The sequence below is a fragment of the Thermocatellispora tengchongensis genome (assembly GCF_014202315.1).
Taxonomy (GTDB): Bacteria; Actinomycetota; Actinomycetes; order Streptosporangiales; family Streptosporangiaceae; genus Thermocatellispora; species Thermocatellispora tengchongensis.
In genome coordinates this window covers 40,017-65,094 of sequence record NZ_JACHGN010000032.1, presented here as the reverse complement: position 1 = coordinate 65,094, position 25,078 = coordinate 40,017, and the positions used below count along the sequence as shown (strand labels likewise).

Here is a 25,078-nt window from a genome sequence, read left to right as displayed (position 1 = left end):
GCGTTGTTACAGGGCCGGGGCGCGGCGTCGTTGTCGCACGATGGCCGCCAGTCGCGGGGTGAGCACCGAGATGATCAGGAGCAGGCCGGTGACGATCGACTGGATCTCGGTGGCCACGTCGTTCAGCATGAGCAGGTTGCGCAGCAGGCCGATGAGGAGCACACCGGCGATCACGCCGCCGAGGGTGCCCTTGCCGCCGTCGAAGTCCACGCCGCCGAGCAGCACGGCCGCGATCACGGCCAGCTCGATGCCCATGCCGTTGTCGGCGCGGGCGCTGCCGTACCTGAGGGTGAACACCACCCCGGCGAACGCCGCGACCGTGCCCGACAGCACGAACAGCAGCAGCTTGATCCGCTTGACCCGGATGCCGGCGAAGAACGCGGCCTCCTCCTGCGCGCCGATCGCGAACAGCGAGCGGCCGAAGCCGGTCGCGTGCAGCACGATCCCGGTGATGACCGCCAGCACCGCGAACAGCGCGACGGGGTACGGGATCGGGGTGCCGGGCACGTCGTCCACGGCCAGCGAGACGTAGTTCGCGGGGAACTCGGCCACGGCCTTGTCGCCGAGCACGACGTACGCCAGGCCGCGATACAGCGCCAGCGTGCCGATCGTGACCGCGAGCGACGGCAGCCCGAGCCGGGTCACCAGCAGGCCGTTGATCAGTCCGCACACCATGCCGACCACGACGACCAGCGGGATGATCGCCTCGATCGCCCAGCCGCCGTCCCACAGCGCGCCGATCAGCGCGCTGGACAGGCCGAGCACCGAGGCCACCGACAGGTCCACCTCGGCCGCGACCACTAGCATGGTCATGGCCAGCGCGATCAGGGCGATCTCGCCCAGGTCGCCGAGCGCGAAGGACAGGTTGTCGATGGTGGCGAAGCCGTCGCTGCCGGCCGAGCCGGCCAGGAAGACCGCGATCAGCAGCGCGGTGACCAGCACGTCCCAGCGCAGGAAGCGGCCCAGGCCGCCGCGCGCCTCGCCGGCCGGCCGCACGGGGATGTCGGAGGCGGTGTCAGGAGCCATGGCGGACGTTCCTCTTTCGCAGCAGCCGCGCGACGCGCAGGGCGAGCACGCGGTCGACGCTGATCGCCAGCAGGAGCAGCGCGCCGGTCACGGCCTGCTGCCAGAAGGGGTTGACCCGCAGCACCACCAGGGCGCTGCCGATCGTGGTGAGGAGCAGCGCGCCGAGCACCGCGCCGTACACCGAGCCGACGCCGCCGGTGATCGCGACGCCGCCCACGACGACCGCGCTGACCACGGTCAGCTCCCAGCCCTGCGCCGAGTCGGCGATGACGGTGCCGAACCTGGCCAGCCACAGCACCCCGCCGAGCCCGGCCAGCGCCCCGCTCAGCAGGTACGCCGCCAGGATGCGCCGGCGTACCGGCACGCCGGCCAGCCGCGCGGCCTCGGGGCTGGAGCCGATCGCGTAGAACTCCCGGCCCGAGGGGTAGGACCGCAGGTAGTAGCCGACCGCGAGCATGATCACGACCGCGATGAGCGGGAGGTACGGCACGCCGAGCACCCCCTCGTTGCCCAGCGCGAGCATCGCGGGCGGCAGGTCCACCGCGTTGATCTGGCGGCCGTGCGCGATGTAGTGGTCCAGGCCCTGGACGACGTAGAGCGTGCCCAGCGTCACCACCAGCGCGGGCACCCGCAGGAAGCTGACCAGCAGGCCGTTGACCACCCCGCACGCCGCGCCGATGGCCACGCCGATCAGGATGCCCAGCGGCATGCTGCCGCCGGAGGCCAGGAAGTCGCCGGTGACGAAGGCCACCAGGCCCACCACCGAGCCGACCGACAGGTCGATGTTCCTGGTGATGACCACCACCGACTGGCCGACGGCGAGCAGGGCCAGGATCGAGGTGTTCAGCAGGATGTCGGTGACGCCCTGGCCGGACAGGAAGTTGGAGTTGGCCGCGGCGGTCACCCCGATCAGCACGGCCAGGGCCGCCACGATGCTCAGCTCGCGGGCGCGGAAGACCGTGTCCACGATCGTGCGCGCGCCACTGCGCTCCGGGACGCCGGCGGCCTGCGGCGCCTTGCCGTCCACGACGCTCATGCGGCGGCCCTTCCGGTCGCGGCGGCCATCACGCTCTCCTCGGTGGCCCGTTCCCTGGGGATCTCGGCGGTGATCCGGCCCTCGTGCATGACCAGCACCCGGTCCGCCATGCCGAGCACCTCGGGCAGGTCGGAGGAGATCATCAGCACCGCCATGCCCTGCCCGGCCAGCTCCGACAGCAGCCGGTGCACCTCGGCCTTGGTGCCGACGTCGATGCCCCGGGTGGGCTCGTCCACGATCAGCACCGAGGGGCCGATGGCCAGCCACTTGGCCAGCACCACCTTCTGCTGGTTGCCGCCGGACAGCACCCCCACGCCGTCGTTGAGCCGGGCGAACTTGAGCCTGAGCTTCAGTGCCCAGTCGCGGGCCCGGTCGCGCTCGGCGGCGCGGGAGATCACCGGGCCGCGCCGCAGCGCGGCCAGCCCGGTGAGGCCGATGTTGCGCTCGATGGACATGTCCATGACCAGCCCCTGCTGGCGCCGGTCCTCCGGGACCAGCGCGAGCCCGGCGCCCATGGCGGCGGTCGGCGAGCCGGGCGGCAGCTCCCTGCCGTTCACGGTCACCTTGCCGGCGTCGAACCGGTCGATGCCGAAGATCGCCCGCGCCACCTCGCTGCGTCCGGCGCCGACCAGCCCGGCCAGCGCGGCGATCTCGCCCCGGCGCACCTCGAAGGACACGTCGGTGAACACGCCCTCCCTGGTCAGCCGCTCCACCTTCAGCGCCACCTCGCCGGGCGTGGTGTCCTGCTTGGGGTAGAGCGCGTCCAGCTCGCGGCCCACCATGCGGCGGATCAGGTCGTCGTGCGTCAGGCCCTCGACCGGCTCGCTGGCGATCCAGGCGCCGTCGCGCAGGGTGGTGACGCGCTGGCACAGCCGGAAGATCTCATCGAGCCGGTGCGAGATGAACAGCACCGCGCATCCCTGCGCACGAAGCGCTTCGACGACCCCGAACAACCGGTCCACCTCGTTGCCGGACAGCGCCGCGGTCGGCTCGTCCATGATCAGCACTCTGGCGTCGCGGGACAGCGCCTTGGCGATCTCCACGAGCTGCTGGTCGGCGATCGACAGCCCGCGCGCGGGCTGGTCGGGCGCGAGCCCGACGCCCAGCCGCTGGAACAGCGCCGCCGTCTCGGCCCGCATCGCCCGCCGGTCGATCCGCCCCAGCCCGGCGCGCGGCTGGCGTCCCATGAAGATGTTCTCGGCCACCGACAGGTCGGGGAACAGGGTCGGCTCCTGGTAGATCACCGCGACGCCGGCCGCCTGCGCGTCGGCCGGGCCGTGGAAGACCACCGGCTCGCCGTGCAGCAGCACCGTGCCCGAGTCGGGCCGGTGCACCCCGGCGAGGGTCTTGACGAGGGTGGACTTGCCCGCGCCGTTCTCCCCGGCGAGGGCGTGCGCCTCCCCGGCGTACAGCTCAAGGGACACACCGCGCAGCGCGCTCACCGCACCGAACGACTTGGTCACATCTTTGAGCGCGATTATGGGACGCGACGCCCCGGTTTCGCTCACGAGCACTCCGGCTTCAAAAACGTTTTAATACGTTCCTGAGCACGCTAAGCCGCGCCCTCGCCAGGTGTCAATGGAGTCAATCCGCCGTTTCCAGAGCGTTACACGGGCAAGGTCGCCCTGTCAGAACCCTTTACCGAAGCCTGGCCCGGACATGACGAAAGCCCGCGCGCGAACCTCGCGCGCGGGCGTCGCCCCCGGTCGTCTCGGGCGCGCGGCGGCGCCGCCCGGGTGGCAGGAACCCGGGCGGCGCCGCCGGATCGGGGTTACCGCAGGAAGGCGGCGGCCACGCCGGCGTCCACGGGGATGTGCGTGCCCGTGGTGTGGCTGAGCTGGGTGACCAGGAACACCGCGGTGGCGATGTGCTCGGGGAGCACCTCGCGCTTGAGCAGGGTGCGCTGGGCGTAGAACTCGCCCAGCTTCTCCTCCTCGACCCCGTACACGGCGGCGCGGTTGGCGCCCCAGCCGGAGGCGAAGATGCCCGAGCCGCGTACCACCCCGTCGGGGTTGATGCCGTTGACCCGGATGCCGTGCTCGCCCAGCTCGGCGGCGAGCAGGCGGACCTGGTGCGCCTGGTCGGCCTTGGCCGCGCCGTACGCCACGTTGTTCGGGCCGGCGAACACCGAGTTCTTGGAGGCGATGTAGACGATGTCGCCGCCCATGCCCTGCGCGATCATCACCCGCGCGGACTCGCGGGAGACCAGGAACGAGCCGCGGGCCATCACGTCGTGCTGGAGGTCCCAGTCGGCCACGGTCGTCTCCAGCAGCGAGCGCGACAGCGACAGGCCGGCGTTGTTGACCACCAGGTCCACGCCGCCGAAGGCCAGCACCGCCCGGCGTACCGCGGCGGCGATCTGCTCCTCGGAGGTCACGTCCACCTCGACCGCGACGGCCACGTCCTCCGGGCGCAGCGCCTTGGCGCCGATCTCGGCGGCGACCTTCTCGGCGCCGGCCAGGTCGCGGTCGGCGATGACCACGCACGCGCCCTCGGCGGCGAGGCGGCGCGCGGTCGCCGCGCCGATGCCCGAGCCGCCGCCGGTGACCAGGGCGATCCTGGTCGCCAGGGGCTTGGGCGCCGGCATGCGGCGCAGCTTGGCCTCCTCCAGCTCCCAGTACTCGATGCGGAACTTCTCCGACTCCTCGATCGGCCGGTAGCGGGAGACCGACTCGGCGCCGCGCATCACGTTGATCGCGTTGACGTAGAACTCGCCGGCGACCCGCGCGGTCTGCTTGTCCTTGCCGAAGGAGAACATGCCCACGCCCGGGACCAGCACGATCGCCGGATCGGCCCCGCGCATCGGCGGGGAGTCGGGGGTGGCGTGCCGCTCGTAGTAGGCGCGGTAGTCCTCGCGGTACGCGGCGTGCAGCTCGCCGAGCCGCTCCACCACCTCGTCCAGCGGGGCGTCCGCGGGCAGGTCGAGCACCATCGGCGCGACCTTCGTACGCAGGAAGTGGTCCGGGCAGGACGTGCCCAGCGCGGCCAGCTCGGGATGCCGCTCGCAGGCCAGGAAGTCCAGCACGACCTGGTCGTCGTTGTAGTGGCCCACCTGGCGCACGTCGGTGCTGCACAGGCCGCGGATCACCGGGAACAGCTCGGCGGCGCGGGCGTGCCGCTCCTCCCGCGGCAGCGGCTCGGCCACCCGCGCCCCGAACGGGTCGGGACGGCCGTGCTCGGCGAGGTAGCGCTCCGCCGTACGGATGATCTCCAGGGAGTTGGCCTGGCACTCCTCGGAGGTCTCGCCCCACGCGGTGATGCCGTGCCCGCCCAGGATGACCCCGATGGCCTGCGGGTTGTCCGCCTTGATGGCCGCGATGTCCAGGCCGAGCTGGAAACCGGGCCGCCGCCACGGCACCCACAGCACCCGGTCGCCGAAGATCCGCCGGGTCAGCTCCGGGCCGTCCTCGGCGGTCGCGATGGCGATGCCGGCGTCCGGGTGCAGGTGGTCCACGTGCGCGGCCTCGACCAGGCCGTGCATGGCCGTGTCGATGCTGGGCGCGGCTCCCCCGCGGCCGTGCAGGCAGTAGTCGAACGCCGCGACCATCTCGTCCTCGCGCTCGACCCCCGGGTAGACCTGGGTGAGCGCGCGCAGCCGGTCCAGCCGGAGCACGGCCAGGCCGCTCTCGGTGAGCGTGCCCAGGTCGCCGCCGGAGCCCTTCACCCACATCAGCTCGACGTCGGTCCCGGTCACCGGGTCCAGGCCGAGCCCCTTCGCCGAGGCGTTGCCGCCCGCGTAGTTGGTGTTGCGCGGGTCGGCGCCCAGCGTGTGACAGCGTTCGAGCAGTTTCTTGACGTCCATCAGGCCCCCCAGCCCGCCTGCGTGCCGCCGACGCGCTCGGCGGCGATCTTCTCGTGGTATCCCGAGTCGCGGTAGGCCGCCATCGGGTCGGCGGCCAGCCCCATCTCGGTACGCAGCTCCGCCAGCAGCGGGCGCACGTCGGTGTTGTAGGCGTCCATGAACACGGCGTTCGCGCCCAGCACGTCACCGGCCTGCTGCGCGGCGCTCAGCGCCTCCTGGTCGACCAGCAGCGCCTTGGCCGTGGCCTCCTGCACGTTCATCACCGACCGAATCTGGCCCGGGATCTTCGGCTCGATGTTGTGGCACTGGTCCAGCATGAACGCCACGTGCGGGCCGAGCCCGCCGCCGCGTACGACCTCGAACATGATCCGGAAGAGCTGGAACGGGTCGGCCGCCCCCACCATCAGGTCGTCGTCGGCGTAGAAGCGGGAGTTGAAGTCGAACCCGCCCAGCTTGCCCTCGCGCAGCAGGAACGCCACGATGAACTCGATGTTGGTGCCCGGCGCGTGGTGCCCGGTGTCCACCACGACCTGCGCCTTCGGCCCCAGCTTGACGCAGTGGGCGTACGCGGTGCCCCAGTCGGGCACGTCGGTGGTGTAGAACGCGGGCTCGAACAGCTTGTACTCCAGCAGGAACCGCTGGTTCTCGCCCAGCCGCTCGTACACGGTGGCCAGCGCCTCGGCCAGGCGGTCCTGGCGGGCGCGGATGTCGTCCTGGCCGGGGTAGTTGGTGCCGTCGGAGAACCACAGCTTGAGCGTGTCGGACCCGGTCTGGTCCATGATGTCCACGCATTCCAGCAGGTGGTCGGTGGCCTTGCGGCGCACGGCCGGGTCGGGGTTGGTGACGCTGCCGAGCATGTAGTCGTCGTCCTGGAAGACGTTGGAGTTGATCGCGCCGATGCCCACGCCCAGCTCACGGGCATGACGCGCCAGGTCGGCGTAGTCGTCCACCTTGTCCCAGGGGATGTGCAGGGCGACAGTGGGCGCCACGCCGGTGTACTTGTGCACCTGGGCCGCGTCCGCCAGCTTCTCGTACGGGTCGCGCGGCACGCCCCGCTGCGCGAACACCTTGAAGCGCGTGCCCGAGTTGCCGTACGCCCACGAGGGCGTCTCGATGTGCTGCGCCCTTAGGGCGGCCTTGATCTCCGTGGTGTCCTTCATCGATCCCTGATTCGTCTTCTTGTGGAGGGGGAAACGGGGGGCTCGTCAGTCGAGGTGGAAGATCTCTTCGAGGGGCACGAACCCCTCGTCGGGGCGGCGGCCGTCGAGATCTTCGAAGAACGGCGCCATCTCCGCCTGCCAGCGAGCGTTGACCTCGGTCTCGGCCATCGCGGCCCGCGCAGCGTCCAGATCCTCGGTCTCCAGATAGCCGACCAGCAGGCCGTCCTCGCGCAGGAACAGCGAGTAGTTGCCCCAGCCCGCCTTCCGCAGCGCCTCACGCATCTCGGGCCACACCGAGGCATGACGTTCGCGGTACTCGTCCAGGCGATCGACCCGGACCTTCAGCAGGAAGCACACCCGTCGCACGAAAGCTCCACGATCAGCGTCTGAGGCCACAAAAAACGTTTTAACAAACCTACCTCCAGACGCTACGGCCGACGCACACGGGGTGTCAATGCCCTGTGCGCATCCCCACCCCCACGACAGCGGCCCTTCCCCGGGCCGAGACCGGCCCGGCCGCCGGCCTCTGCCCGTACGTGGCCCTCCCGCCCTCTCCTCCCGAACACGCACACCCAGGCGGCGGGCATCAGGAGCGCGCAGAGTGAGTGTGCGGGGAGGCACGACCGGGCACCGCCCCCGCCGCTTCCGGCGCACGTCCCGGGCCTCGGCCTTCCCGCGCCCGGCCCGCCGCACGCTCGACACTCCCCACGTGGGCGCGGGCAAGCGCGGGCGAGATGGCCCTTTACCGGGATGGGGCTCGGAAGGACGCGACGCGAGGGCCGGATGAGCACGGCGGAGAGGGCGGGGCGGGGAGGATGGCCGGTCGGCGAGGGGCACGGGCGGCAGGCGGAGACCGGATGAACACCGGCCGCAAAGGCACGGGCGACGCGCACAGGCCGGATGAACGCCGGCTGTAAGAGCACAGGGGGCAGGCGCAGGCCAGACGGGCGACAGCGGTGAGGTGGTGGAGGCGGGATGGGCGATAGCGGCGAGGGCATGGGCGAGGGGTGGAGGCGGGATGAGGCGGCAAGGAGGGGCGCACCCGGCGCCCTGCCCGCAAGGAGGGGCGCACCCGGCGCCCTGCCCGCAACGCGGACCCCAGCCGGCGCCTTCGCCGTCCGTGCCGCCGCCCGCCACCTCCGCCCGCCACCTCCGCCGCGCGGCGGTTGACCAAGTCGGCACCGGGCTCGGGTTCGCCGCAGGCGTGGAGCCGGACCTTGCGGGGCACCGGTGCCGCGCGGCGAGCGGCGCTCCGGCGTGCGCAGCTCGCCCGGCCCTGCCGACCACCGAAGGGCAAGGGGCGGGCGGTGGATAGGCGGGCGCGACGGGACTTCCCGGGGTGGGACGTGCGACTGCGAGGAGTGGAGGTTCGATGGCGGCGGGAGGGCGGGAGCCGAAAGGGGCATGGCCGAGAGGGCGCAGAGCGGAAGATCTCGGGGGCGGAAGGTGGCACGGCGTCGCCAGGCGCCCGTGCCCGGACCAGCGGACATTCGACACCTCCCCCATGGGCGCGGAAGGCGCGGGCGAGATGAGCCCGGCCGGGGGAGCCCGGAAGGATGCGGCGCGAGGGCCGCATGAGGGCGGGGCGGGGAGGAGCGCCGACGCAAGGGCGCGGGCGGCAGGCGCAGGCCGGTGGAGGAGAGGGGTGGCTTGTCTGACTGAATCGATTTACGGGTTATTTCGCGACATGCGGGGGTCAGAACGCGGCACAAGTGGCACTTTGCGGCTTGATACGTTTTAATAATTTGTCATGGGCTCGGTGAGCATCAAAGACGTGGCCGCTCGGGCGGGCGTCTCCCCCGGGACGGTGTCCAATGTGTTGAACCGGCCCGAGAAGGTCGCGGCCTCCACTCGGACGCGGGTCGAGCGGGCGATCAGTGAGCTGGGGTTCGTGCGGCACGGGTCGGCGTCCAGCCTGCGGGCCGGGCACAGCCGTACGATCGGCCTTTCGGTGATCGACATCGGCAACCCCTTCTTCACCGACGTCGCCGCGGGGGTCGAGGACGTGGCGAGCGACCGGGGGTATGCGGTCATCCTCGGCAACTCCTCGGGCGATCGGATGAAGGAGCAGCGTAACCTGCTCGTCTTCGCCGAGCAACGGGTTCGGGGGGTGCTCATCACCCCGTCCGACGAGGACCAGGCCCGCCTTGACCGGATCAAGGAGCGGGGTATCAACGTCGTGTTCGTGGACCATCCGGCCACCCGTCCCGACCAGTGCTCGGTGGCGGTCAACGACGTGACGGGCGGGGCGATGGCCGTCGCGCACCTCATCGAGGGCGGGGCCGAGCGGGTGGCGTACGTGACGGGGCCGACCAGCATCCGGCAGTGCGCCGACCGCCGTCAGGGGGCCGAGCGGGCGCTGGCCGCCGCGGGGCGCGATCCCGCCTCGCTGGTGGAGGTGCCGATGACGGCCATGACGGCGCGGGCCGGGCAGCAGGCCGCCGAGAAGCTGCTGGCCGAGGGGCTGCCCGACGCCGTCTTCTGCGCCAACGACCTGCTGGCCCTGGGCGTGCTGCGGGGCCTGATGCACGCGGGCGTACGGGTGCCAGACGACGTGGCCCTGGTCGGCTACGACGACATCGACTTCGCCTCGGCGTCGGCGGTGACGCTGACCTCCATCCGCCAGCCCACCCACCGGCTGGGGCAGGTCGCCACCGAACTCCTGCTCGACGAGTGCGACAACCCGGGCAGCCACGCGCACCAGCAGATCATGTTCCAGCCCGAGCTGATCGTGCGCGAGAGCACCCGGAACTAGCGAGCCACCGAACCACCCGAACGAACGAAGCGGCCTCGGCCATACGACCGATGCCGCCGGCGCCGCCAGGCACGACGATCGCGTCATGAGGCGATTCCTGGCGACCACGACGGCGCTGGCGGCACTGTCGGCGCTCGCGGCCACGGCGACGGCGTGCGCGATCGAGCTGGAGGCGGAGGAGGCGCACGCCGCCCGGTCCTTCGCGTACAGCGGCGCCGAGCTGACCATCACGTCCTCACTGGGCGGTCTGCGCATCCTGCCCGGCACCGGCGACACCGTGAAGGTGGACCGCTGGCTGCGCGGCAAGGCCGCCGAGCCGGACCAGAGCTCCTGGTCCCTGCGCGACGGCACCCTCCGCCTGACCGCCGAGTGCGCCGGCGTCCTGGGCGACTGCGGCGCCCGCTACCACATCCGGGTCCCGCCCCGGGTCCGCCTGAAGGTCAACTCCCACGACGACGGGGTGACCCTCAACGACCTGACCCAGGACGTGGAGGTGGCGGCCTCCGGCCCCATCAGGGCGTACGGCACCTCCGGGGCCCTGCGCCTGCTGGGCGACGACGACGTCATCGTCGGCGACCGCCTGAGGTCGGCCAGGGTGCACGCCCGCGCCGACGGCGGCCCGATCAACCTCTCCTTCGCCGAGCCGCCGGACGACGTGGACGTGCGCTCCCGCGACGGCCGCGTGACCACGACGCTCCCCCGGGCGAGCTATGCGATCAAGGCCAGGAGCGAGGAGGGCGAGGAGCGCTGCGAGCTCGACTCGCGCCGCAGCTCCCGGACCATCGTGGCCAGGAGCACCGGCGGCGACGTGCGCGTCCTCGCCCGGTGAGTCACAGGATCGGCTCGGGCCCGCCGGCGGGCTGGCGGGTCCAGGCGCGCTGCTCGTTCTCGCGGATCTCCTCCTCCGCGGTCTGCTCGACCCGGGTCATGGCCATGCGCAGGATCGGCGGGGCCATCAGCGAGGTCACGATCGCCACCAGCACCACGATCGTGTACGCCTCGACGCTCAGGATGCCCAGCCGGAGCCCGACCATGGCCACCACGACCTCGATCACGCCGCGGGCGTTCAGCCCGGCGCCCAGCGCCAGCGCCTCCCAGCGGTTCAGCCGGCTCAGCCGCGCACCGGCGTACGCGCCCAGGAACTTGCCGATGATCGCGATGGCCAGCACCGCCAGACCGGCCAGCAGGACCTCCGGGCGCACCAGCGCGGTGAGGTCCATGCGCAGCCCGGCCGTGGCGAAGAAGATCGGCGCGAAGCCGGACAGCACCACCGTGCGCAGCGGCGCCAGCCGGGACGGATCGACCTTGCCCGCGGTGCCGATCAGGATGCCGCAGACGAACGCGCCGAAGACCGCCTCCAGCCCGAGCGCGTGGGTGCCGGCCGAGGCCAGCAGGATCAGCACCGCCGCGGTGGCCACCGTCGGGCCGGGCTCCTCGGAGCGGGCGGTCAGGCGCAGCGCCCCGCGCACGATCGGCCGGCCGATGGTGAGGGCGAAGACGATGATGGCGGCCAGGTAGGCCAGCGAGGTGAACACGGTTCCCGCGGAGACCGCGTTGACCGCCATGGCGCTGACGATGGAGAGCATGAACCAGCCGAAGGCGTCATCCAGCATGCCGGCGGTCAGGGTGAGCTGGCCGATGTTGCGGTGGATGAGCTTCATGTCCATCAGGGTCTTTGCGATGACCGGGATGGCGCTGACGCACATGGCGACGCCCAGGAACAGGGCGAAGACGGTGGTGTCGGTGCCCTCGGGGATGAGGGCCTTGGGCAGCAGGAAGCCGGCGGCGATGCCCAGGCCGAGCGGGATGACCAGGCCGCCGATGCTGACGCCGGCGGCGGTGCCGCCGCGGCGCCGGACCAGGCTCATGTCCATGTGCATGCCGGTCAGGCCGACCAGCAGCAGCACGCCGATCTGGCCGACGGCGTCCAGCAGGTGGTACTGCTCGGGGCTGGCGGGGAACAGCCAGGTGTGCAGGCCCGGGGCTGCCCAGGCCAGGAAGGACGGGCCGAGGATCACGCCCACGAACAGCTCGCCGACCACGGCGGGCATGCCGAAGCGCATGGCCAGGCGGCCCAGCCCGACGGCGAGCATGAGCAGCAGCCCGACCTGCAGCAGGAAGACCAGGAGATCATGGTGGGCGATGGGCGCTATGGGAGCGGCCAAGGACGGAAGCATCGTGCTCCTTGGGGAGATGGGGAGAGGACGGCGTGGGTCACGCCGCGTGGGGCCGGCACGGGGCCGGGGTGCCCTGCGGCGAGACGGGTGCGGGCCGCACTCGCCGGGCGGGCGGAAGGCCGTCGCCGGAGACGCGGCACGGCGCCAGGTGGTCGATCCCTGCCCGGACCCGGGTCACGGCGGTCGCCTCACCGCCGTCGACGAGTGCTCCCTGGTTCACTCCGGATCGGATCGTTCCAAGAGCCGCCGCCGTGGGGAGCGCCACGTGAACCTCACGGCCACAGGGCGGCAACCCCGGCATCCCAAGCGGGCGCGACCACGTCACGTCCACTTCCACCTCCGATCACCGGGCGCCTGGCGGGCGGTCTCGGGGGGTTAGATGCCCGCCTGTGCCGGGATGTTCGGCGGAAAATGTCACGATCTACGGAACTTTCCCCCACGCCCCCGGCGGGCACCCGGTGAGGCGCGACCCGGGCGGCCTGTCAGCGGACGGGATGCAGCGGGACCGGGAGCTCCCGCGGCGCGACTCCGTTCTCGTCCGCCTCTCGCACCAGGTCCGCCGGAGGGCGGGTGATCTCGACCTTGCCGCCCCAGCCGGTCACCCTCAGGTCCACGCGATGGGACTGGTCCGGGATCTTCCGGTCCACCGGCTCGGTCCAGGTGGCGCGGACGCGCCGGACGAGCCGGTCCTTCCCGAACCACAGCCTCCAGGCGATCTTGATCTTCCGCTCCGCGCGGTTCGGCTTCAGATCGATGCCGAGCCGCAGCGAGGGGTCCAGTTCGTACAGCGCGCCCACGGTGATCACGCCGTCGTGGCGGGTGAGGCCGCCCGGAACCGGCCGCGTGGTCGTGGTGGTGGCGAGCACCGCCTTCAGGACGGCGGGGTCGAGCACGTCGATGTGCCCGGCGGTGAACCGGGGCCGGTCCGTGCTCGCGCTGCGCAGCCACTCACCGGTCTCTTCGAACAGGCCGTGGACGTAGACCTCGCCGGGGAAGGTGAGCCACCGGACGCGCGTCGTCCTCTTCTTCGCCGGTTTCCACTCGGAGGTCCAGTCGGTGGCGGCGATCCGGCCCGGCCCGAAGGCCACCCGCCCGAACTCCCTGCTGGTCACCCACTGCGAGGCGGGAGTGTCCACCGACCGGGACGAGTGGGTGCCGGAGAAGCGGATGCCGTTCCCCCTCGACCAGGGCCCGCTTCAGCGCGGCCACGGGCCCCTCGGCCGCCGTCTCCGCGCGGGCCGCCGTGCCCGTGCCCGCCATGAGCGGGATCGCGAGCACGAGCGCCATGACGGCGCCCCATCGTCGGGCCACGAGTGTCCTCCCGGTGTCGGTCAGGCGGCCCGGGAATCCTCGCAGGCGGAGATCACGAAAAGATCGACCGTCAGTCGTCGCCGGAACCGGCGCGGGCCGCTCTGATCATCTCGACCTTGGCGCTGGCGGCGTACTTGTCGACGTACTCCTGACCGGACAGCTCCATCAGGGCGTACATGATCTCGTCGGTGACCGCGCGCAGGACCAGGCGGTCGTCCTCCATGCCGTAGTAGCGGGAGAAGTCGAGCGGCTTGCCGAAACGGACCCCGGTGCGGACGCCGAAGCGGGGGAAGACGCGGCCGGGGGGCATCATCTCGAAGGTGCCGATCATGGCCCAGGGGATCACGGGGGCGCGGGATTCGAGGGCGAGGCGGGCGACACCGGTCTTGCCCTTGTAGAGGCGGCCGTCGGGGGAGCGGGTGCCCTCGGGGTAGATGCCCAGGACGTGGCCGCCGCGCAGGATGCGCAGGCCCGTGCGCAGGGCGGCCTCGCTGGCCTTGCCGCCGGAGCGGTCGATGGGGACGGTGCCGACGCCGGTGAAGAAGATCCGGCTGATCAGGCCCTTGATGCCGCGGCCGGTGAAGTACTCGGCCTTGCCCAGGGAGATGACCTTGCGGGGGACGTGCAGGGCGCCGATGAAGTGGTCGGCGAAGGAGAGGTGGTTGCCGGCGAGGATGACCGGGCCCTCTCTCGGGATGTTCTCCACACCCTCCTGCCAGGGCCGGAAGAAGAGGTGGATCAGCGGCGCCAAGATGGCTTTGACCACCCAGTAGAACAACTCGGGCACCTCTTCTCGGCGTCGGTCTGTGGAGCCAGCGTTATCTTCCCATTTTCCGGGCTGATCCAGCACGCGACAAACGGGGCATATACCCAGTGATTCCTCCGGCACGCCCCCTCGCCAACCCTTGTGGTCGCGTGCGACGATCGGGCGTGCCGCCGGTTGGCCGAGGGCCGTGCCGGCGGTGACGGCGGGAGGAGGAGTGCGATGCCGGTACTTCCTGGCGCGGAGCCCTATCGCCACGACGGCGGGGAGGTCGGCGTGCTCCTGTGCCACGGCTTCACCGGGACGCCGCAGTCGCTGCGCCCGTGGGGCGAGGCGCTGGCCGCGGCGGGGCTGAGCGTGGTGCTGCCCCGGCTGCCCGGCCACGGGACGACCTGGCGGGAGATGGCCCGCACCCGCTGGCAGGACTGGTACGCCGAGCTGGACAAGGCCCTGGCCGACCTGCGCGGCCGGTGCGCCGAGGTGTTCGTCGCCGGGCTGTCGCTGGGCGGGTGCATGGCGCTGCGGCTGGCCCAGGTGCACGGCGACGCGGTGCGCGGGATCGTGGTGGTCAACCCGTCGATCGCCAACGACGTGCCGCTGCTGGCGCTGGCGCCGGTGCTCAAGCTGTTCGTCGCCTCGGTGCCCGGCGTGGCCGGGGACATCAAGAAGGAGGGCGTGGCCGAGCTGGGCTACTCGCGTACGCCGGTCAAGGCCGCGGCCACGCTGCCCCGGCTGTGGTCGCTGGTCCAGGGCGAGCTGGACAAGATCACCCAGCCGATACTCGTCTACCACAGCCGCGACGACCACGTGGTGAAGCCGACCAGCGTGCGCATCCTGCGCGAGCGGCTGAACGGCGGCAACCTCACCGTCGTCGAGTTGACCAACAGCTTCCATGTCGCGACCCTTGACAATGATGCCGATCAGATCTTCGCGGGGAGCCTGGAGTTCATCAGGACGCACGCCTCGGTACCCTTACAGAGGGACTGATCGCCGGACGGGGGATGCGCGGTCCCGGGAGGAAAGGCACCGGCCGATGACCAACAGGCCCAGCTAAGTGACACCCCAGAGTGACGAGGACGAGGTCTGGCGTCAGATCGTCGCCTCTTTCAACGAGCCAGCCGAGACGACCGCCTCGGGCGATCAGCCATGGCCGGACAGCGAGAACCTCCCGGCCGAGCCCGCCCGCAGGGTGGTCAAGCGGCCCGACGACGACGCCCAGGCGCCGCCCTTCGGCGACGATGCCCAGGCGCCGCCCTTCGGCGACGACGGCCGCGGTGTGCGCGACGGGCGCGACGGGCGCGACGGGCGCGACGCCCCGCCCGAGGACGACGACGCGTTCGCCGGCGACGAGCGGGCGCGCGACGCCGAGGCGGCCGACGACGACGACCACTACGTGCCCCCGCCGCCGCCTCCGCTGCCCAAGGCCGACACCTCGACCAAGATCGCGTGGCTGGCGCTGTTCGGCGGTCCCGCCTACCTGCTGCTGGCCGCGCTGCTGGACTGGCACATGCAGGGGTGGGCGCTGTTCGCGGCGGTGGCGGCGTTCATCGGCGGGTTCGTGGCCCTGGTCGTGCGCATGGGCGACGGGCCGCCGAACGACTCGGGGTGGGACGACGGCGCGGTGGTGTAGCCGCCGCGCGCCCTCGCCCGCCAAGGTCCGTCACACCAGGGTCCGTCAGGAGACGCCCTCCCGCGCCGGGGGCCGTCAGGAGGACGTGGAGCGGGTGCCCTTGGGGCCGAAGCGCTCCACGACGTCGGTGTACTTGTCCTCGGCGTCCACGACGTGGCCCACCGCCCACACGGTGGAGGTGCCGGGCACGTACGTCACCGCCTGCAGGCGCATCGTGCTGGACTCGCCGCCCCGCGCCGCCTCGCCTCGGATGATCTTGGTGTGCTTGCCGTCGTAGCGCAGCAGGTACGGCTCGCCGGGCCGCTGCGGGTCGAAGCCCGACACCCAGAACCGGCCCTTGCCGTCGCCGGTGACGCCGTACAGGCTGGCCTCGCCGTCGGGCACCCGCACCCGCGACCACCGCTTGCCGTTCCAGGACAGCAGCAGCGGGCTCACCTTGCGGGAGCCGTGGTAGACGCCGCCGATGGCCAGCGCCCTCTTGGCGCCGTCGAGGTGCACGTCGCGCAGGTAGCCGCCGGGGATCTCGGGCAGCGACACGCGCTTCCAGGAGCCCTCGGACAGCCGCACGACCAGCGGCTCGCCCTCGCTGTCGCCGACCGCCCAGCCGGTGTCGCCCTTGGCCGAGACCGACACGCCGTACAGGGTGCCCTCGGTCACGCGCACCGGCTCGACCTGCCACGCCGCGCCGGTGCGGGTGACGACCAGCGGGGCGCGGTCGCGGCTGCCCACCGCGACGACCTTGCCCGGCACCGCCGCCACGCCGCCCAGCCAGTCGCCGGCGCGGAGCTGGTCCACGCCGACCCGGTCGAAGGCGGAGCCGTCGCCGTGGGCGACGTAGGGCAGGCTGTCGTGGGCCGTGCCGACCGCCCACAGGTCGGTGGCGGAGGCGGCGGCGATCGAGCGCAGGTGCCCGGCCCCGGTGTCGTCGTTGCGGATGCCGATCTGGGTCCAGGAACGCCCGTCCCAGTGGCTGATCGCGCCGCGGTTCTCCCAGACGTCCCAGATGTCCTGCTGGCCCACGGCCCAGATGTTCGACGCCGACAGCCCGGTCACGTCGGACAGCGAGCCGTCGCCCTGCAGGCCCACGCTGCTCGACTGCTGCCACGCCTCGGCGATGGCGGGCGGGCGCGTCGGATCGGCGTGGGCGTGGGCGGCCGACATGCCGGGGACGATAGGTCCGGTGCACAGCGCGACTCCCGCGCACACCGCCAGCGCACGCCGCTTGGTGCGGCGGGTCATAGCAGAATCGTACGGGGCGGATCTGCCACATGAGCACAACACCGGTGTTTCAGCAGGCCACAAGCTCGGCGATCACCGGTAAATGATCGGTGGCGGCGGCCAGATCCTCACGGGAGGCGTCGGAGCCGCCGCACGCGACCACCGCCAGGCCCGGCCCGGCGAAGATCGCGTCGATGCGCTTGCCGGGGCTGCGCGCGGTGAAGGTCATCCCGTCGCCGCCGGGGCTGGGCGCGTGCCGGTAGCAGTCGGCGAGCCGCCCGGCGATGTAGCCGAAGCTCTCGCGGTCCTCCTGCTCGTTGACGTCGCCCGCGAGCACGGCGGCGGCGCCGTGGCGCGCGGCGATCCGCTCCACCAGCTCGACGGCCTCGCCCGCGTGGTGGAACCTGGCGGCCTCGTCCAGGTCCAGGTGGATGGAGCCGACCGCCAGGCGCACGCCCTCGACCTCCACGACCGCGACCGCCACGGCCCGCCGCTCCAGGCGGAAGTAGAACCGCAGCAGGTGGTTCTCGGCGTGCAGCACGCGCGCCCGCGGCCCGGCGAACACCGCCACGCCGCCGCGCCGCCCGCCCGCCGCGACGGTCATCCCGGCGGCGCGGGCCAGCGCGCGGCGCTTGCGCCGCCAGCACAGGAACCTGGGGGCCTCCTGCACGCACAGCACGTCGGCGCGCAGGCCGCGGATGACCCTGGTCAGCGCGGGCACGCTGTCGTACATCGAGCGCACGTTGTACGTCGCGACCCTGACCGCCATGCCCGAAGCGTAATCGGCGCCCCCGGCACCGGCCAGGGCTCAGCGCAGGCGGGCCAGGTCGGCGGCGCCCACCAGGCCGGCGGACGCCCCCAGCTCCGCGAGCCGGATGTCGGCGACCGGCCGGTGCCCGCCGCCGGTGAGGGTGCGGACGAAGGTCTCGCGGGCGCGCTCGATGAACAGGTCGGCGGCCCGGGAGACGCCGCCGCCGATGATGAAGCAGCCCGGGTCGAGCACCGCCGCCATGTCGGCCATGCCCTGGCCGAGCCAGTCGGCGAGCAGGCCGAACGCCTCCAGCGCGGCCGGGTCGCCCTTGCGCGCCGCCTCGGTGACCTCCTCGCCCTCGATGTCGTCCACGGTGCCGCCGGCCAGCTCCAGCATCAGCGCCGCCCTCTCGGGGTGGGCGGTGGCGATCTCCCTGGCGTCGCGCACGAGCGCGCGCCCGCTGGCGTACTGCTCCCAGCAGCCCCGCTGGTCGCACCCGCACGGGCGGCCCTCGGGCACGACCTGCATGTGGCCGAGCTCGGCGCCCATCCCCCACCGGCCGCGGTAGAGGTTGCCGTCGAGGACGATGCCGCCGCCGATGCCGGTGCCGAGGGTGATGCACACGACGTGGCTCTCGCCCCGGCCCGCGCCGTAGCGGACCTCGCCCCACGCCATGGCGTTGGCGTCGTTCTCCACCACGACGGGCAGGCCGACGAGTGAGGCCACCTTCTCGCGCAGCGGCTCCTCCCGCCAGGCGAGGTTGGGGGCGAAGCGGACCAGCGAGCGGGTCTCGTCCACGAACCCGGCCGCGCCGAGGCCCACCGCCTCGATCTCGCGGCCGTGGGCCAGCTCCTTAACCACGCCGGCGATGGTCGCCGCCACCTGGTCGGGTTCCCGCGCCGGGGTGGGCCGCAGCATGTGCTCGACGATCTCGCCGTCGTCGTCCACCACGCCCGCGGCCACCTTGGTACCGCCGATGTCGACACCGATGGTCAGCGCCATCTCCCCAACCTTTCCTCCCGGGCCTGCTGTCAGCCCAGGTCGATGTGCTCCACGTCCGGGCGGCGATCCTCCCGGGGCTCTCGGGGCTCCCGGCCCTCGCGGGACGCGGGCGGGCGCGAGAGCGCGTCCATCGCCTGCCGTACGGCGGCGAACAGCTCGCCTCCGGCGGCCACGAGGTGGTCGGCCACGCCGCCCTCGGCCGCGGGGCCGGAGGCGCGCCCGGCCTCGCGCTGTGCCGCGATCACCCGGCACACGGGGCAGGCACGGCAGATGTACTCCTCGTCCTCGGGCGCGGAAACCGCCTCTTCCCACACGTCGCGCCGCCGGCCGCCCTGGCCGCTCATGCTGCGGATGGTGTGGCCGATACCGCCGGTGGCGCCCCTGATCAGGCCGCGTCCGACCTCGCGGGCCGCGCGGTCCTGCAAGGACTCCAGCAGCCGCATCGCCTCGCCGGCGAGCGCGCCGAACGGGTCGGGGCGTTCCCCCGTCTCCCGCTCCTGCCCGCGGCGGCCGGTTCCACTCGCGGAACCGCCGCCGGTCTCGGCGGTCGCCTCCGCCCAGACGTCGCCGGGGTCGCCGGGGTCACGGGGGTCGCGATCACCGGGCTCACGGTCCCGCGGGTCGCGATCGTGGGGGTCGGGCTCCGGTACGCGGTGCGCGCGCTCGTCGCGCGCACCGGCCTCGCCGGTGTCGTTGCGGTCGTTGTCGCTGTGCTCACTCATCTGGGCCTCCCGATTCGAACCGTACCCGGAGGCGGCCGCCGGTGAGTGCCGCGTCGCGGACGCGACGCCGGGCCAGGGCCGCGGGGAGGGCCAGCACGCGGCGGTGGCCGCCCGCGGTGACGATCAGTTCGTCGCCCCTGCGCGCCAGGTTCACCTCGTGCCTGTCGGCCAGGGGGAGGGCGAGGATCAGCTCGCCGTCGCCGGTGATGGTCAGCGGGGGCTCGACGGCGGGCGGGGCGAAGGGGTCGGCGCCGCAGTACAGCTTCTCGCCGACGGCGGCCAGGGCCTCGACGCCGACCGGCTCGCGGTCGAGGTAGGGCACCACGTGCAGGGGCAGCGGCGCGAAGGACTCGGCGGCCTCGCGCATGTGCGCGGCCTGGGCGGCGACCCACCGGCTGCGCCACGGGTCGGCGTCGCCGCCGGGGAAGACCCGGTTGGCGACGACGGCGTCCACGCGGTAGCCGTACAGGCTGAGCGAGGTCAGGGTGCGGCGGGCCTCGGCCAGCACCACGGCCTCGGGGGTGAACACCAGCCGCACCGAGGCGTGGCCGCCGGCCAGCAGCTCGCGCACCTCCATCAGGCCGCGGTGCAGCCGCTCCCCCACGCCGACCACGTCGTCGCCGGGCGCGGTGACCCCGGCGACGTGCTTGATCACCGGCGCCACGGCGCGCAGCAGCCGCCTGCCCACGGGCAGCAGCCTGCCGACGTGCCAGTCCAGGGCCTCGGGCAGGGCGAGCAGGCGCAGCGTCTCGGCGGTGGGCGCGCAGTCCACGACGATGACGTCCCAGCGGCCGGTCGCGGCCTGCTCGCGCAGTTCGAGCAGGGCCAGCAGCTCCTCCGCGCCGGGGAGGACCGTGATCTCCTCGGAGGTGATCTCGTCCAGGCCCAGCTCGCCGAACAGCCCGCGCAGGTACGCGCGCAGCTCGCCCCACTGCCGTTCCATCGCCTTCTGGGTGTCCACCTGAAGGGCGTACAGGCCGGGGGCGGCCTCGGCGGGCTCGGCGCAGGGCGGCACGGCCAGCGCGTCGGCCAGGGAGTGGGCGGTGTCGGTGGACACGACCAGGGTCTTGCGCCCCGCGCGGGCGGCGAGGGTCGCGGTCGCCGCGGCCACGGTGGTCTTGCCCACCCCGCCCTTGCCGGTGAACAGCAGTACGCGGGGCGAGTCGGCCGGGGGCGCGCTCACGCGGCCTCGACGCGTCGCTTCAGCCCTTTCAGGGCGGTGTCGACGATCACCTTCTCGGCCCGGCGCTTGATCATGCCGATCATGGGCACCTTGAGGTCCACGGTCAGTTCGTAGGTCACCTCGGTGCCGCCGCCCACGTCGGCCAGGCGGTAGCTCCCGGTCAGCTCGGCGACCATCTTGCCGGAGCGCACGACGCGCCACTCGACGCGCTCGTCGTCGTGCCACTCGTAGCCGAGCACGTACTCGTCGCTGATCACCCCGGCGTCGAGCACGAACCTGACCTCGGACGCACGCCCGTCCTGGCCGGTGCCGAGGACCTCCGCGACCTTCACCTGACCGGCCCACTCGGGGTAGGAGGGGAAGTCGGCGATCACCGCGAGGACGCTCGCCCGGTCGGCCTCGATCGTGATGCTGGAGGTGGTGCGATCAGCCATGGGCTTACCGTACTCGCATCGGAACTCGGCGCGCACTGCGCGGCGCGCCGGGTGTGCGCGGGCGGGGCGCGGGTGCGGCGGTCACCACTCCAGCGCGAACGGGGTGCCGCGGGCGCGGAAGTGGCCGACGTTGACGCACTCGGTGCGGCCGATCCTGGTGCGGGCCGCCAGGGGCTGGTGCACGTGGCCGAACAGGGCGTAGCGCGGCTGGGTGCGCCGGATCGCCTCCAGGGTGGCCTCGCTGCCGCGCTCGAAGCGGCGGGCCACCACGTCGTACAGCAGCTCGGGCACGGCGGGCGGGATGTGGCAGCACAGCACGTCCACCTCCCCCAGGGCCTCGACCTTGGCGGCGTACTCCTCGTCGTCCAGCTCGTAGGGGGTGCGGTAGCGCGTGCGCAGCCCGCCGCCCACGAAGCCGACCCGCAGGCCGCCGATCTCGGCCACCTCGCCGTCGAGGACGTGGTGGCCCTCGCGGACGAAGTCGGGCCAGAAGCGCGGGATGTCCACGTTGCCGTAGGTCATGTAGGCGGGGGTGGGCATGGCGGCGAAGATCTCGGCGTACTGGTGGCGGACCATGCGCTCGATGTGCTCGCGCGGGTCGCCGCCGAGCCCGGCCCACAGCTCCGCCGACATCGCCCTGGCCTCCTCGAAGCGGCCCGCGGTGCGCAGCCCGATGAAGGCCGCCGCGCGTTCGGCGCCGAACAGGGCGGGGAAGATGCCCTGGGAGTGGTCGTCGTAGTCGATGAACAGGATCAGGTCGCCGAGACAGATCAGCGCGTCGGCCCCCTCGCCCGCGCGGGCCAGGGCGTCGGCCCGCCCGTGGACATCGCTCACGACATGCACCCGCATGGCGCAAATCCTAACCGGCCGGTAACCGGACGAGCGCTTGACCGTGGCGCCCGGGGCCGCGGCCCGCCGGCTGATACCGTGAACAGGCCGGGTAACGCCTCTGTGACGGACCCTACCCATGCGTAACCCGACGCGATAGCGTCCTGACCACCCGCGGGACACGAAGTCCGGCCCGACGTGCACCGAGGAGCGACAGTGCGCGAGTACTCCGTCCCCACGCTGGTCGACGTCCCCGCCACGGCCAACTGCACCGATACGGTGTTCGAGCGGGCGGACGACGACCCCGGCATGGTGATCATCCGGCGCAAGACCGGCGCCGAGTGGGCGGCGGTCACCGCGCGGGAGTTCCGCGACCAGGTGGCCGGGGTGGCGAAGGGGCTGATCGCGGCCGGCGTCGAGCCGGGCGACCGCGTGGCGCTGATGTCGCGCACCCGCTACGAGTGGACCGTCGCCGACTACGCGATCTGGGCCGCCGGCGGCGTCAGCGTGCCGATCTACGAGACCTCCTCCCCCGACCAGATCGCCTGGATCCTGTCCGACAGCGGGGCCACCCGGATCTTCGTCGAGACGCCCGCGCACGAGGAGTCCGTACGCCAGGTGCTGGGCGACCTGCCCGAGGTCAAGGACGTGTGGTGCCTGGAGACGGGCGCCCTGGACGACCTGGCCGCGGCCGGGTCGGAGGTCGCCGACGAGACCGTGACCGAGCGGCGCACGGCGCGGGGCGGCGCCGACCTGGCCACCATCATCTACACCTCCGGCACCACCGGGCGGCCCAAGGGGTGCAAGCTCACCCACGACAACCTGCTGTTCACCGCGCGCAACGTGATCGCGGGGCCGCTGGAGCAGCTCTTCGAGGTACGCGGCCGGGCCGCGCTGCTGTTCCTGCCGCTCGCGCACAGCTTCGCCCGGCTGATCCAGATCGTGCTGATCGAGACCGGCACGGTCATCGGGCACACGCCCAACATGAAGAACGTCGCCCCCGACCTCCAGTCGTTCAAGCCGACGTTCCTGCTCGGCGTGCCCCGGGTGTTCGAGAAGGTCTACAACACCGCCGAGCAGAAGGCGTCCGCCGAGGGCAAGGGCCGCATCTTCCACGCCGCGGTGGACACCGCCATCGCGTGGAGCCGCGCGGAGTCCTCCGGCGGCGCGGGCCTGGGCGTGCGGGTGAAGCGGGCGGTGTTCGACCGGCTGGTGTACGCCAAGCTGCGCGCGGCCACCGGCGGGGCGCTGTCGGCCGCGGTGTGCGGCGGGTCGGCGCTCGGCGAGCGGCTCGGCCACTTCTTCCGGGGCATCGGCATCGAGGTGTTCGAGGGCTACGGGCTGACCGAGACCTCCGCGCCGTCCACGGTGAACATGCCCGGCGCCAACAAGATCGGCACCGTGGGCAAGCCGCTGCCCGGTGTGTCCCTCAAGATCGGCGAGGACGGCGAGGTCCTGGTCAGGGGCCGGCACATCTTCGCCGGCTACTGGAACAACGACGAGGCCACCGCCGAGGTCTTCGAGGACGGCTGGTTCCGCACCGGCGACGTCGGCGAGATCGACGCCGACGGCTACCTGCGGATCACCGGCCGGAAGAAGGAGATCCTGGTCACCGCGGGCGGCAAGAACATCGCGCCGGCGCCGCTGGAGGACGTCATCCGCGCCCACCCGCTGGTCAGCCAGGCGATGGTGGTCGGCGACGACCGGCCGTTCGTGGCGGCCATCGTCACGCTCGACCCCGAGGCGCTGGAGCAGTGGAAGGCGGCCAACGGCAAGGGCTCGGCCACCCTGGCGGAGCTGGCCCACGACCCGGCGATCCTGGCCGAGGTGCAGAAGGCCGTCGACAACGCCAACCGCACGGTCTCCAGGGCCGAGAGCATCAAGAAGTTCGTGGTGCTCGAAAGCGACATGACCGAGGAGTCGGGGCACCTGACGCCCACGCTGAAGGTCAAGCGCAACCTGGTCATGCGCGACTTCGCCAAGGAGATCGACTCCCTCTACTCCTGACCGGTCTCTGCTCCGGGCCGGTCTCCGCTCCAGACCGCTGCTGCTCCTGGCCGGTCTCTACTCCTGGCCGGTGCCGTCCAGGTCCTTCAGGTACATCCGCACCACCCAGTCGGGCAGGCCGACCGGATCGCTGGACTCGTCCACGGGCGCGGCCAGGGGCAGCTCGTACGCGCCGCGGCGCACGGGTTCGGCGGCGGCCGGGGCGCCGAGGCGGGCGGTGAGAGCGGCGAGCAGGTCGCGCGCCTCCTCGTGGCCGTGCTCGGCGGCGAGGCGGTAGTAGAACTGGGCGAGATACGCCTTGCGCTCGCCGTAGGCCGCGTACTCCCGGCCGTACTGGCAGGCCAGCTCGGCGGCGAGTGCGGCGCGGTCCTCCCGGGCGAGCAGGAGCGCGGCGTTGCCGTGCCCGGCCGCCACCGCGCGCCGCAGCCACTCCCCCGCGGCGTCCGGCGGCCCGTCGAGCAGCGTGATGATGCCGAGCTGGAAGCACGCCTCGGCGCTCCCGGCGCGGGCGTGGCGCAGCAGCCGTACCCCGGTCCTGCCGTACCGCTCCAGGTACGCCGGCGGCTCGGGCTGCGGCGCGCTCTCAGGGCCCGGCGGCGGCGCCGCACCTTGGCGGCCGGCGGGCGGCGTGGCAGGGTGGTGCCCGCCGGACAGCGTTGCGGGGTGGCCGCCGAGGCCCGGGGACGGGTCCGGCGCCTCACCGCGGGCGACGGACCAGCGGGCGAGCCAGTCGTGCACGGAGCCGAGCGCGGCCGGGTCGAGCCCGTTCATCTCGGCGGCCTCCTGGCAGGTGAGCACGAAGGACATGACCCACGGCCATTCCGGCACCTGGGCCCGCCTGCCGGCGAGTATGTCGTGGGTGGTGCTCTTGGCCAGCACCCTGCGCTGGTGGCCCTGCTGCCGCGCCCGCTCCGACAGTTTCTCCAGCATGGGCAGGGAAGGCGCCCCGGCCCGGCTGCGCAGCTCGTTGAGCTGCGCGACGAACCTGCTCCGTGCGGCTCTGCGATCTTCTTCGTCCATGGCTCCAACGCGTCCACAGATGAGGGGTTGCCTAATCACTTTCATGTTTTTCGGCAGCAATGGTCCCACTGATGCCTCGCAAGCCGGGCAGGAATGGAGATTCCGGCTGCGTCCGGAGGGAGGAAGCGCCACCAGAGGTGGAATTCCGGAACACCTCGGACATACTCGGATGTCCCCCGCGCCCCTTACCGGAATGGCGGAGACGCGGAAGTAGACCGGGATTCTGGGTGTTTGCGGGGTAGGACGGGGCTTT

Annotated in this window: 22 protein-coding genes; 5 read left to right on the top strand and 17 right to left on the bottom strand. The window is 72.6% G+C overall.

The window, feature by feature from the left end; translation table 11 throughout:
- Positions 1-6: 6 nt before the first annotated feature.
- The 6 genes from HNP84_RS46520 to HNP84_RS54400 all read right to left on the bottom strand — a co-directional run bounded on the left by HNP84_RS46520 (position 7) and on the right by HNP84_RS54400 (position 7,390).
- The gene (locus tag HNP84_RS46520) at positions 7-1,026 is read right to left on the bottom strand and encodes an ABC transporter permease (protein WP_185056545.1); all 1,020 of its coding nucleotides are present in this window, start codon (positions 1,024-1,026) and stop codon (positions 7-9) included.
- Positions 1,016-2,062, bottom strand: a complete 1,047-nt coding sequence (locus HNP84_RS46515) for an ABC transporter permease (protein ID WP_185056544.1) — start codon at positions 2,060-2,062, stop codon at positions 1,016-1,018. Before HNP84_RS46515 ends, HNP84_RS46520 begins: the two co-directional genes overlap by 11 nt.
- Positions 2,059-3,525, bottom strand: a complete 1,467-nt coding sequence (locus tag HNP84_RS46510; RefSeq protein WP_312927246.1) for a sugar ABC transporter ATP-binding protein — start codon at positions 3,523-3,525, stop codon at positions 2,059-2,061. The genes HNP84_RS46515 and HNP84_RS46510 overlap by 4 nt, the downstream gene beginning before the upstream one ends.
- A 308-nt stretch (positions 3,526-3,833) precedes the next feature.
- The gene (locus HNP84_RS46505) at positions 3,834-5,864 is read right to left on the bottom strand and encodes a bifunctional aldolase/short-chain dehydrogenase (protein ID WP_185056542.1); all 2,031 of its coding nucleotides are present in this window, start codon (positions 5,862-5,864) and stop codon (positions 3,834-3,836) included.
- Positions 5,864-7,024: an L-rhamnose isomerase gene (gene rhaI, locus HNP84_RS46500; RefSeq protein WP_185056541.1), complete on the bottom strand. Its 1,161-nt coding sequence runs from the start codon at positions 7,022-7,024 to the stop codon at positions 5,864-5,866. The genes HNP84_RS46505 and rhaI overlap by 1 nt, the downstream gene beginning before the upstream one ends.
- Before the next feature lie 45 nt (positions 7,025-7,069).
- The gene (locus HNP84_RS54400; protein ID WP_185056540.1) at positions 7,070-7,390 is read right to left on the bottom strand and encodes an L-rhamnose mutarotase; all 321 of its coding nucleotides are present in this window, start codon (positions 7,388-7,390) and stop codon (positions 7,070-7,072) included.
- Between the two features lie 1,384 nt (positions 7,391-8,774).
- Between HNP84_RS54400 and HNP84_RS46490 the strand changes: the two genes are divergently transcribed.
- Together HNP84_RS46490 and HNP84_RS46485 are read left to right on the top strand one after the other, a co-directional pair.
- Complete coding sequence (locus tag HNP84_RS46490; RefSeq protein WP_185056539.1) at positions 8,775-9,779, top strand: LacI family DNA-binding transcriptional regulator; 1,005 nt, start codon at positions 8,775-8,777, stop codon at positions 9,777-9,779.
- 85 nt (positions 9,780-9,864) lie between these two features.
- On the top strand, positions 9,865-10,608 hold the full coding sequence (locus HNP84_RS46485) for a hypothetical protein (protein WP_185056538.1): 744 nt from the start codon (positions 9,865-9,867) through the stop codon (positions 10,606-10,608).
- 1 nt (position 10,609) lies between these two features.
- On the opposite strand, the gene HNP84_RS46480 is transcribed toward HNP84_RS46485, so the two are convergent.
- The 3 genes from HNP84_RS46480 to HNP84_RS46470 form a co-directional block, all read right to left on the bottom strand.
- Positions 10,610-11,956, bottom strand: a complete 1,347-nt coding sequence (locus tag HNP84_RS46480) for a cation:proton antiporter (protein ID WP_185056537.1) — start codon at positions 11,954-11,956, stop codon at positions 10,610-10,612.
- Positions 11,957-12,438: 482 nt separating this feature from the next.
- Positions 12,439-13,092 carry a hypothetical protein gene (locus HNP84_RS46475; RefSeq protein WP_185056536.1) on the bottom strand — a complete coding sequence of 218 codons (654 nt, stop codon included), beginning with the start codon at positions 13,090-13,092 and terminating at the stop codon, positions 12,439-12,441.
- Positions 13,093-13,337: 245 nt separating this feature from the next.
- Positions 13,338-14,045, bottom strand: coding sequence for a lysophospholipid acyltransferase family protein (locus tag HNP84_RS46470; protein ID WP_185056579.1), 708 nt, complete (start codon positions 14,043-14,045; stop codon positions 13,338-13,340).
- 207 nt (positions 14,046-14,252) lie between these two features.
- Between HNP84_RS46470 and HNP84_RS46465 the strand changes: the two genes are divergently transcribed.
- Positions 14,253-15,017, top strand: a complete 765-nt coding sequence (locus tag HNP84_RS46465) for an alpha/beta hydrolase (protein WP_185056535.1) — start codon at positions 14,253-14,255, stop codon at positions 15,015-15,017.
- Between the two features lie 67 nt (positions 15,018-15,084).
- Positions 15,085-15,660 (top strand): hypothetical protein, encoded by a 576-nt coding sequence (locus HNP84_RS46460; RefSeq protein WP_185056534.1) that lies wholly within the window; start codon positions 15,085-15,087, stop codon positions 15,658-15,660.
- Positions 15,661-15,735: 75 nt separating this feature from the next.
- Here HNP84_RS46460 and HNP84_RS46455 read toward each other — a convergent pair whose 3' ends face one another.
- From HNP84_RS46455 to HNP84_RS46425, 7 genes are all read right to left on the bottom strand, one after another.
- Positions 15,736-16,899 (bottom strand): hypothetical protein, encoded by a 1,164-nt coding sequence (locus HNP84_RS46455; RefSeq protein ID WP_185056533.1) that lies wholly within the window; start codon positions 16,897-16,899, stop codon positions 15,736-15,738.
- 49 nt (positions 16,900-16,948) lie between these two features.
- Positions 16,949-17,647 (bottom strand): endonuclease/exonuclease/phosphatase family protein, encoded by a 699-nt coding sequence (locus HNP84_RS46450; protein ID WP_185056532.1) that lies wholly within the window; start codon positions 17,645-17,647, stop codon positions 16,949-16,951.
- Positions 17,648-17,686: 39 nt separating this feature from the next.
- Positions 17,687-18,631 carry an ROK family glucokinase gene (locus tag HNP84_RS46445; RefSeq protein WP_185056531.1) on the bottom strand — a complete coding sequence of 315 codons (945 nt, stop codon included), beginning with the start codon at positions 18,629-18,631 and terminating at the stop codon, positions 17,687-17,689.
- A 29-nt stretch (positions 18,632-18,660) separates the two neighbouring features.
- The gene (locus HNP84_RS46440; RefSeq protein ID WP_185056530.1) at positions 18,661-19,353 is read right to left on the bottom strand and encodes a hypothetical protein; all 693 of its coding nucleotides are present in this window, start codon (positions 19,351-19,353) and stop codon (positions 18,661-18,663) included.
- Positions 19,346-20,536, bottom strand: coding sequence for an ArsA family ATPase (locus HNP84_RS46435; RefSeq protein WP_185056529.1), 1,191 nt, complete (start codon positions 20,534-20,536; stop codon positions 19,346-19,348). The genes HNP84_RS46440 and HNP84_RS46435 overlap by 8 nt, the downstream gene beginning before the upstream one ends.
- Positions 20,533-20,970 (bottom strand): SRPBCC family protein, encoded by a 438-nt coding sequence (locus HNP84_RS46430; RefSeq protein WP_185056528.1) that lies wholly within the window; start codon positions 20,968-20,970, stop codon positions 20,533-20,535. Before HNP84_RS46430 ends, HNP84_RS46435 begins: the two co-directional genes overlap by 4 nt.
- 81 nt (positions 20,971-21,051) lie before the next feature.
- Complete coding sequence (locus tag HNP84_RS46425; RefSeq protein WP_185056527.1) at positions 21,052-21,819, bottom strand: metallophosphoesterase family protein; 768 nt, start codon at positions 21,817-21,819, stop codon at positions 21,052-21,054.
- A gap of 195 nt (positions 21,820-22,014) precedes the next feature.
- Here HNP84_RS46425 and HNP84_RS46420 point away from each other — a divergent pair, with 195 nt between their 5' ends.
- Positions 22,015-23,805, top strand: a complete 1,791-nt coding sequence (locus HNP84_RS46420; RefSeq protein WP_185056526.1) for an AMP-dependent synthetase/ligase — start codon at positions 22,015-22,017, stop codon at positions 23,803-23,805.
- Positions 23,806-23,862: 57 nt separating this feature from the next.
- Here HNP84_RS46420 and HNP84_RS46415 read toward each other — a convergent pair whose 3' ends face one another.
- Positions 23,863-24,825 carry an SEL1-like repeat protein gene (locus HNP84_RS46415; protein ID WP_185056525.1) on the bottom strand — a complete coding sequence of 321 codons (963 nt, stop codon included), beginning with the start codon at positions 24,823-24,825 and terminating at the stop codon, positions 23,863-23,865.
- Positions 24,826-25,078: the final 253 nt, after the last annotated feature.